6 protein-coding genes and 1 pseudogene are annotated in these 7311 nt (G+C 68.5%); 6 read left to right on the top strand and 1 reads right to left on the bottom strand.

Annotated elements, in window-relative coordinates; translation table 11 throughout:
* Positions 1–401 precede the first annotated feature (401 nt).
* The gene (locus BM430_RS33570; RefSeq protein WP_093571502.1) at positions 402–1226 is read right to left on the bottom strand and encodes an IclR family transcriptional regulator; all 825 of its coding nucleotides are present in this window, start codon (positions 1224–1226) and stop codon (positions 402–404) included.
* Positions 1227–1455: 229 nt separating this feature from the next.
* Here BM430_RS33570 and BM430_RS33565 point away from each other — a divergent pair, with 229 nt between their 5' ends.
* The 6 genes and pseudogenes from BM430_RS33565 to BM430_RS33540 all read left to right on the top strand — a co-directional run.
* Positions 1456–2694, top strand: a complete 1239-nt coding sequence (locus BM430_RS33565; protein WP_244539791.1) for a branched-chain amino acid ABC transporter substrate-binding protein — start codon at positions 1456–1458, stop codon at positions 2692–2694.
* Positions 2695–3002: 308 nt separating this feature from the next.
* Positions 3003–3956, top strand: a complete 954-nt coding sequence (locus tag BM430_RS33560) for a branched-chain amino acid ABC transporter permease (protein WP_093571500.1) — start codon at positions 3003–3005, stop codon at positions 3954–3956.
* 74 nt (positions 3957–4030) lie between these two features.
* Positions 4031–5281, top strand: coding sequence for a branched-chain amino acid ABC transporter permease (locus BM430_RS33555; RefSeq protein WP_244539792.1), 1251 nt, complete (start codon positions 4031–4033; stop codon positions 5279–5281).
* Complete coding sequence (locus BM430_RS33550) at positions 5278–6069, top strand: ABC transporter ATP-binding protein (RefSeq protein WP_244539790.1); 792 nt, start codon at positions 5278–5280, stop codon at positions 6067–6069. The genes BM430_RS33555 and BM430_RS33550 overlap by 4 nt, the downstream gene beginning before the upstream one ends.
* 14 nt (positions 6070–6083) lie before the next feature.
* On the top strand, positions 6084–6806 hold the full coding sequence (locus BM430_RS33545) for an ABC transporter ATP-binding protein (protein WP_093571503.1): 723 nt from the start codon (positions 6084–6086) through the stop codon (positions 6804–6806).
* 269 nt (positions 6807–7075) lie between these two features.
* Positions 7076–7311: pseudogene (locus tag BM430_RS33540) on the top strand (IS110 family transposase); the annotation flags it as partial.

Raw genomic sequence — 7311 nt, 5'->3', positions numbered from 1 at the left:
CGCGACGCGCCCGCGCGGTCAGGCAGGCCGGTCGCGTCCCGCCGCCGCTTGAGGAGCGGCGGGACGCGACCTTCGGTGAGCAAGGAGCTGTAAGCACGGCCAAGGCCAGAGCAGGATGAGGGACCTGGGACCAGGACACTCCGCCACGTCATCTCGCGTCACAGCGCGTCGGGATGTTGGGAGCCTGGTTCTTCGCAAGGAACGCTTGTGCGCACCCCTTGGTGGCCCGCCGTCGTCCTCGTCGCATCAACCGCGGCGGCACGACGGCATCAGAGGCCGGATACATGACTGCTCCTGAACCGACTGGCTCAAACCGACGCTCACAAACCCTTGCGAAACGGGGGCCGTCCATACATGACATGGAGGATGTGAAATCTTCAGAGAAGACTTGGAAAAATCCCTCAATCGACGATCCCGAGCCCACGCATCCGCTCGATCGTCTCCATCAGCTTCGGCCCGGTATCCCGGCGCAGGACCTCCTCGGTCAGCAGGAAGGCCGGGCCGCTGATGTTGAGCGCGAACTGGCCCCGCCCGCCGGGGGCGTGGATCGGGGCGGCGACGGCGTTGATGTCCTGGTGCCAGATGCCGATGCCGACGCAGAAGCCGTGCCGGGCGATCTCGGCGGCGCAGCGGCGATAGTTCTGGTCGAGGCGGGCCGCGTCGGCGCCGTCGCGGCGCAGACGGGTCATCAGCGCGGCCCGCTCCGCCTCGTCGAGGCTCGTCAGCGTCGCCATGCCCATGGCGCTGCGGGCGAGCGGCAGGCGGTAGCCGACCTCGCTCGACAGGACGATCCGCTGGCCCTGGCCGCGCCAGAGCTGGACGTAGACGCTCGACAGCCCGTCGAGGAGGCCGAGCGCCACGTGGGCCTGCACCGCGGTGGCGAGATCCTGCAGGAACGGCTTCACCATCTGCGGGAACGAGTTCTGGCGCAGGAAGGCGGCGCTCAGCGCCAGCACCGCCGGCCCCAGGCCGTAGCGCTCGCCCTCCGGGTCGTGGACGAGGTAGCCGAGGGAGAGGAGCGTGTGGGTCAGGCGCGAGACGGTCGGCTTCGGCAGGCCGGTGCGGGCCGCGATCTCGCGGTTGCCCAGCATCTCGGCAGCGTCCCGGAAGGCGCGCAGGACCTGCAGGCCGCGGGCGAGCGCGGTGACGAATTGCCGGTCGCCGTCCTCCGGCTCCACGATGTCCTGCGTGATCGCGCCGGCGCGCGCCGCCACCGCCTGTGCCATGCTGCCGCCTCCCTCCCGCGCCCTGTTCATTCGGTGCTCGTCCCGGGCTGGCCTAGGGTGCCGATCCGGCGCCGGAACGGCAACATGTTTCGCGATGCGGATCGTCATTTCGCGTCTTGACCCGTCCCGTACGGGGAGGCAGTGTCTGCCCAAGGCGGGCGAGGACCCGTCGGCGACGCCGAACGCGGCGCGCCCCAAGAACGATGGAACGCCATTCCAGGAGGACGCCTTGGTCAAGACCCTCGCGCGCATCACGGCCGCCGGCCTCGTGGCCCTGGCGGCCTCGACCGCGCTCGCCGCGCCGATGAGCCTGAAGATCGCCTTCGTCGATCCGCTCTCCGGCGGCGGGGCCAGCACCGGCGAAGCCGGGCTCAAGACCTTCCAGTTCATGGCCGAGCAGATCAACGCCAAGAACCCCGACCTGAAGCTCGAGGTGATGGGCTACGACAACAAGCTCAACCCGCAGGAGAGCCTGGTCCAGCTTCAGAAAGCGATCGATTCCGGCGCCCGGGTGGTGGTGCAGGGCAACGGCTCCTCGGTCGGCGCCGCGCTGATCGACTTCGTCGGCAAGTACAACGACCGCAATCCCGGCAAGGAGATCATCTATCTCAACTACGCCGCGGTCGACCCGGCGTTGACGAACGCCAAGTGCAATTACTGGCACTTCCGGTTCGACGCCAATTCCGACATCAAGATGCAGGCCCTGACCAACTATATCAAGGGCAAGCCCGAGATCAAGAAGGTCTACCTGATCAACCAGGATTACTCGCACGGCCAGGCGGTGCGCGCCGCGGCCCGGGCGATGCTGAAGGAGAAGCGGCCCGACATCCAGATCGTCGGCGACGAGGTGGCGCCGCTGCAGAAGGTCAACGACTTCTCGCCCTACATCGCGAAGATCAAGGCTTCGGGTGCCGACACGGTGATCACCGGCAACTGGGCGCAGGACATGGCCCTGCTGCTCAAGGCGGCCGGCGATGCCGGGCTGCCGGCCCACTTCTACACCTATTACGGCGGCGGCAGCGGCGGCCCGACGGCGATCAAGCAGGCCAACCTCCCCGACCGGGTCTTCCAGATCTCCGAGGGCTACGCCAACATCGACTACAAGCCCGGCCACGACTTCGAGACCGCCTTCCGCGCCAAGACCGGCCAGGAGCTGACCTACCCGCGGGTGGTCAACCTGATGAACATCCTGGCCAAGGCGACGCTCGCCGCCAAGTCGACCGACCCGAAGGCGATCGCCAAGGCGATGGATTCGATCCACAACGACACGCTCTACGGCAAGGACAGCTTCATCCGCCCGGACGACCACCAGATCTTCCAGCCGATCTACATCTCGCGCTTCGGACCGGTCGACACGTCGAAGGTCCTCGACAGCGAGAATACCGGCTGGGGCTGGACCGGCGACGGCGTGGTCGAGGCGAAGGACACCCTGCTGCCGACCACCTGCAAGATGGACCGGCCGAGCTGAAGCGGAGAAGGGGCGGCATCCTAGAATCATGGGGTGCCGCCCCACCCATCGCGAATGACCTGAACTGGACGCCCCTTTCCCGGACGACTGCAGCGAAGCGGAAGGAGATCCGGGATCCAGCAGAGGAAGTGCCGCGGAGCGGCTCGATCTTTGCAGCGTTGCAGACAGACGGACGCTTCGCGACTTTTTACGCTGGATCCCGGATCTCCTTCCGCTGACGCTGCAGTCGTCCGGGAAAGGGCGGGGTTGTAACAGTCCGGGCCGGCGCTTCCCACCCCGCCTCGCCCCGCACCGGCAGGAGACCCCGCGTGCTCGAACTCCTCATCGTCTCGACGCTGAACGGCGTGCTCTACGGGATGCTGCTCTTCCTGATGGCGAGCGGCCTCACCCTGATCTTCAGCATGATGGGCGTGCTCAACTTCGCGCATGCCAGTTTCTACATGCTGGGCGCATTCTTCGGCTACCAGATCAGCAAGTTCACCGGCTTCTGGATCGGCCTCGTCGCCGCGCCGCTGGTGGTCGGCGGGATCGGGGCGCTCGTCGAGCGCTACGGCCTGCGCAACGTCCATCGCCACGGCCACGTGCCGGAACTCCTCTTCACCTTCGGCCTCGCCTACGTGATCGAGGAGGTGGTGCAGATGGTCTGGGGCAAGCTGCCGGTCGATTACCGGGTGCCGGCCGTGCTCGACTTCCCGGCCTTCACGGTGTTCGGCACCAACTACCCGGCCTACAAGCTGTTCATGCTGGTGATCTCGGTGGCGATCTTCATCGCGCTGCTCGCCGCCCTGACGCGCACCCGGGTCGGGCTGATCATCCAGGCGGCGCTGACCCATCCCAACATGGTGGCGATGCTCGGCCACGACGTGCCGAAGGTGTTCATGCTGGTCTTCGGCGTCGGCACGGGCTTAGCCGCGGTGGCCGGCGTCATCGCCGGGCCGGCGCTGGTGACGCAGGCCAACATGGCGGGCCTGCTCGGGCCGATCCTGTTCGTGGTCGTCGTCGTCGGGGGCCTGGGCTCGCTCACCGGCGCCTTCGCGGCCTCGCTGCTGATCGGGCTGGTCCAGACCTTCGCGATCTCCCTCGACGTCTCGGTCGCCAGCGTGTTCCAGGCGATCGGCATCGACGCCGCGCCGTCGGGCGGCGTGCTGGGCGACCTGTGGAACGTGACGATCGCCCAGGTCGGGCCGATCATCCCCTACCTCCTGCTAGTCCTCGTGCTGATCGCGCGGCCGACCGGCCTGCTCGGGAACCGCGAAGCATGAGCGACCTTGCCGACATCGCGCCGTCCGGGTCGTTCGCGCAGGCCGGCCCCCGCCCGTCGATCCGCCCGCGGGGCATGAGCCTCGCCGCCCAGATCCTGCCCTGGATTGCCGCCGCCGCGATCCTGCTCGCGGCGCCCCTCGTCTTCACCAGCGGCACGGCGCTGACCATGATGAGCCTGATGGGCATCATGGTGGTGTTCTCCCTGTCCTACAACATGCTGCTCGGCCAGACCGGGCTCCTGTCCTTCGGCCACGCGGTCTATTACGGGCTCGGCGCGTTCTTCACCGTCCACGCGATGAACCTCGTGGCGTCCTTGCGCCTGCCGATCCCGCTGCCGCTGATGCCGGTGGTCGGCGGGCTTGCCGGCCTCGCCTTCGGGATCCTGTTCGGGGTCATCTCGACGAAACGCGCCGGTACCGTCTTCGCCATGATCTCGCTCGGCATCGCCGAGCTGGTCTCGTCCGGCTCGCACATCCTGCACAGCTTCTTTGGCGGCGAGGAGGGCATCACCGCCAACCGCACCAAGATGCTGCGGCTGTTCGATCTCAATTTCGGGCCGCAGATCCAGGTCTACTACCTGATCGCCGCCTGGTGCCTGATCTGCGCGATCGCCATGTATGCGATCACCCGTACGCCGCTCGGCCGCCTGTGCAACGCCGTGCGGGAGAACCCGGAGCGGGTCGAGTTCCTCGGCTACGAGCCGCAATCGATCCGCATCACCGCCTTCTGCCTCTCGGCGATGTTCGCCGGCGTCGCGGGCGCGCTCGCGGGCATCAACTTCGAGATCGCCAACTCGGCCTATCTCGGGGTGCACCAGTCGGGCGTGGTCTTGCTCGCCACCTTCATCGGCGGCATCGGCACCTTCGTCGGCCCGGTCGTCGGCGCCGTGGTGGTGACGCTGCTCCAGGTCTCGCTCAGCGACCTGACGGAGGTCTGGCAGCTCTATTTCGGGCTCCTGTTCATCGCCATCGTGATGTTCGCCCCCGGCGGCATCGCCGGCCTCGCCCTCATGCACGGCCCGCTCCTGCGCGCCGGCACCGCCCACCGGCTTCTGCCGGCCTACCTCCTGGCGCTGGGGCCGTTCGTTGTCATGCTGGCCGGCCTGATCGCGGTGATCGAGATGGCGTTCCGGGTGCTGGTCAAGGCGAGCGACGGCACCGAGATGAGCCTCGTCGGCATTCCCTTCGACGCCGCCCACAGCCTGCCCTGGGCCGTCGCCGGCGCGATGGCGGTCGGCGGCGGGCTGGCTCTGCGCGCCGTGCTGCCCCGGGTCGCGGCCGCCTGGCACGAGGCCTCCGACGCCGCCAAGGAGAAGCTGGCATGAATCCCGTCAGCATGAATCCCGTCGGTCCCAGCCCCGCGATCGAGTTGTCCGGCGTCAACAAGAGCTTCGGCCCGGCCAAGATCATCAACGGCGTCGACCTCTCGGTCCCGGTCGGCGAGCGCCACGCCATCATCGGGCCGAACGGCGCCGGCAAGTCGACCCTGTTCCACCTGATCAGCGGCCGCTTCGCGCCGACGAGCGGCACGATCCGGCTCGAGGGGAAGGACATCACCGGCTGGCGCCCGGCGGCGATCAACAAGGCCGGCCTCGCCCGCAGCTTCCAGGTCACCAACATCTTTCCCAAGCTCAGCGTGTGGGAGAACGTGCGCTGCGCGGTGCTGCGGGCGATGGGCCACGGCCCGTCCTTCTGGCGCGGCGTCGAGAGCCTGCCGGGCGTCGCCGAGCGCACGGAGGAGATTCTTTCCCGCATCCGCCTCGGCCACCGCGCCTCGGTGGCGGCTGGATTGCTGGCCTATGCCGAGCAGCGGGCGCTCGAGATCGGCATCGCCATCGCGAGCGACGCGCGGGTCATCCTCCTCGACGAGCCGATGGCCGGGATGAGCCACAGCGAGAGCGAGCACGCGACCCAGCTGATCCGCGAGGTCACGACGGGCCGCACGCTCCTGATGGTCGAGCACGACATGGCGGTAGTGTTCGGGCTCGCCGACCGCATCTCCGTGCTGGTCTACGGCCGGATCATCGCCACCGACACGCCCGCCCGCATCCGGGAGAACCGCGCCGTGCAGGAAGCCTATCTCGGCGTCGCCACCGGGGAGGAGGCCGCGTGAGCGCCGCCCTCGCGATGCCGGCGGCCTCGGCCGCGTCCCCCCTCCTCGAGGTCGAGGACCTGCACGCCTATTACGGCAAGAGCCACATCCTCCAGGGGGTGAGCTTCCGGGTCGGGACCGGCGAGATCGTGTCGATCCTCGGCCGCAACGGGGTGGGGCGCTCCACCACCCTCAAGGCGATCATGGGCGACGTGCCGCCCCGCGGGCAGATCCGCTTCAAGGGCCAGCCGATCGCCGGACTGAAACCCTACGCGGTCGCGCGCCGGGGCCTCGGCTACGTGCCGGAGGAGCGGGCGATCTTCCCCAAGCTCACGGTGCGCCAGAACCTGGCGCTCGGCGAGAAGAGCGGGAAGCGCGGCGGGCGCTGGTCCTACGCCGACATCTTCCGGCTGTTTCCGCGGCTGGAGGAGCGGATCGACACGCCCGGCGGCGTGCTCTCGGGTGGCGAGCAGCAGATGCTCACGATCTGCCGCACCCTGATGGGCGACCCGGACCTCATCATGATCGACGAGCCGACGGAAGGGCTCTCGCCCCAGATGGTCGCCCGCGTCGCCGAGATGATCGGCGAGATCGCCGCCCGCGGCGTCTCGGTGCTGCTGGTCGAGCAGAAGCTGACCATCGCCCTCAAGCTGTCGCAGCGGCTCTACGTGATGGGCCACGGCCACGTGGTGTTCGAGGGCACGCCGGCGGCGCTCAGCGCCAACGAGGCGGTGCGGCGGGAGTGGCTGGAGGTGTAATAGTCGATCGCTCGGCCCGGATCGAATCCGCGCCGAGGTCCGTAGACCTTCGGTGTCATCCCGGGGCCGCGTAGCGGAGCCCGGGATCCAGACACTCAGGTGTTGCCGGTGACACCTCTGAACGTTCCGCCCGATTCTCCACCATCCGCGGTTCTGGATCCCGGGTTCTCGCCTTTCAGGCGAGCCCCGGGATGTTGGGGTGGACGGCCCCCGCCGGCATCATAAGTGCCAGGTTGAGGTCGTCTGACACCCAACCGAGGAGACCGTCCGTGACGCAGATTAGCATCATCGGCCTGGACATCGCCAAGTCCGTCTTCCAGTTCGAGGCCCAGGACGCGCAGGGCGCCGTGGTGAGCACCGAGCGCGTCTCGCGCGACAAGCTGCTGCCGGCGCTCAAGAAGATCCCCGCCACCATCGTGGCGATGGAGGCCTGCGCCACCGCCCATCACTGGGCGCGCCAGATCCGGGCTCTGGGCCACGAGGTGCGCCTGCTGCCGCCGGCCTA

The organism is Methylobacterium sp. 174MFSha1.1, from assembly GCF_900116815.1.
Taxonomy (GTDB): Bacteria; Pseudomonadota; Alphaproteobacteria; order Rhizobiales; family Beijerinckiaceae; genus Methylobacterium.
This window is presented reverse-complemented; position numbering and strand designations above follow the sequence as displayed.

What these genes read in the sequence shown, in the direction of transcription:
- BM430_RS33570 (WP_093571502.1), bottom strand. Translation starts at nt 1,226, where the DNA reads ATGGCACAGGCGGTGGCGGCGCGCGCCGGCGCGATCACGCAGGACATC.
- BM430_RS33555 (WP_244539792.1), top strand. Translation starts at nt 4,031, where the DNA reads ATGAGCCTCGCCGCCCAGATCCTGCCCTGGATTGCCGCCGCCGCGATC.
- BM430_RS33550 (WP_244539790.1), top strand. Translation starts at nt 5,278, where the DNA reads ATGAATCCCGTCAGCATGAATCCCGTCGGTCCCAGCCCCGCGATCGAG.
- BM430_RS33545 (WP_093571503.1), top strand. Translation starts at nt 6,084, where the DNA reads ATGCCGGCGGCCTCGGCCGCGTCCCCCCTCCTCGAGGTCGAGGACCTG.